At 61.6% G+C, this 1,595-nt stretch carries 1 protein-coding gene; it reads right to left on the minus strand.

Translation table 11 applies throughout. From position 1 onward, the window contains the following. Positions 1-1,595 (minus strand): SAM-dependent methyltransferase (locus tag AC0L26_RS31905; RefSeq protein WP_473636074.1); only part of this gene is annotated, 1,595 nt, incomplete at both ends.

The following is a 1,595-nucleotide window of genomic DNA, read 5'->3' on the forward strand; positions in this document are numbered from 1 at the left end:
ATGGGCGCGCGGATTGGCACATGATCAATCATCGGTTCCGTCGCCACATCTCCAGGTGAGAGGCGGCGGAAGCGGTCAATGCGATAGAGCTCGGTCTGGATCGATTGCTCCAGGACGAGGCCTTCGGTCGCTGCCAGCGTCTCTGAGATCAGCTGGGCACCGAACTGGTTGTCCCAATCAAAGCCGGTGCGTTCCATATTGTCACGAAGCAAGAATGCGTGTGCGCTGATGAAACTGCCGCCAGGCGCCAACGCCTCAACGATTTTTTTGGCGAAGCGCCGCAACTCGGCGAGATCGTCCAAAAAATAGAGCACTTCCGAGCAGACGATCAGGTCCATCTCACCCGGCAGGGGATCCGCGGAGAAATCCAGTACGCTGAACTCAACATTCAGTTGGTCCCTGCATCGCGCTCGCGCGCGCTCGACGGCTATGGCGGAGATGTCGGTTGCGGTCAGATGACCCACTCGCGGCGCCAGCTGCCGCGTGAAATGGCCCTCCGCGCAGGCCAGCTCAAGCGCCCGTCCGATGGGACCGGCAGGCAGGATTTCGAGCTGCCGCTGATATTTTTCCTGCTCATAGGGCGAACCGTAGTTCCAGGGATCCTCGGTCGCGAAATAGCCGTTCCAGAACGACGTGCGATCATTGTAGCGCTCGCCCCCGGCCGGTGCACGGCGCGGGAGAGCAAGAGCCTCTGTCGCTTCGGCGCTCGATCCTACCAACCGCTGCACTTCCGCGGCCAACTGCGCGAGTTTGCCGTAGTGGCTGTCCCGATCAGACCGACCTCCCACCATGGACAGCAATGCCTCTGCTGCGGCGCCGTGTTGGAGGGACAGCGATCGGCTCGCAAGCCGCGCAGCACGCTTCCAGAAGCGGAAGGCCATGCGCTTATAGCCGGATAGATTGCGTGTGAGTCCCTCAGGGGGCACGCAATTCCGGATCAATTCGATCCAATGACGCCTTGTCACGTTCCCGAGTACACCGAACTGCACGAGAGCCCTGATCTGGCCATCCATCATCAGATAGGCATAAATTTGATCGATTCCTTCCGGCAGTTCGATCGTGGCCGGATTTCGAGCGTCGACGCGAATTCCAAGTGTCCGCGCCAGCCTGCGCGGCGCGGCAAGATCGTCGAAGTCGAGAAGCATCTGCTCAAGCTGATACTGGACGCGGCGACCCGCGACGGGATCGTCCCAGAGCTTGCCGAGTTCGATGATCAACTCGGTGAGGGAGCCGCCGAACCTGTCCCATCTGGCGGCCAATTGCGCTGGCACCGACAGGCTTCCGACCATTAGGCCATCGAAGGCCACATTGGCGATGTCACGCGCCCATTTGCGTCCTGCCGGGAGGGCGCGAAGTGACTGCGGGTCGATCGAGCGTGAGCCGCTGCCGCAATCCGACGCGGCGTTCCACAACGCGAACCATGCGAGTGCCTCGGAGGCGGTGCCGCCGTTCGCCTCGATCGCTCCATTGGCGTGTGCCGATGCCGGGTGTTTGACCCTGGGATCAGGAGAAAAGCCACGGGCGATCACGATTTCCGCATCGGCCAGCATCTGCATCGAATTGCGAGTGAGCGAGTTCGGGCTGGCCCGATAGAA

This window comes from Mesorhizobium sp. WSM4823, assembly GCF_055811195.1.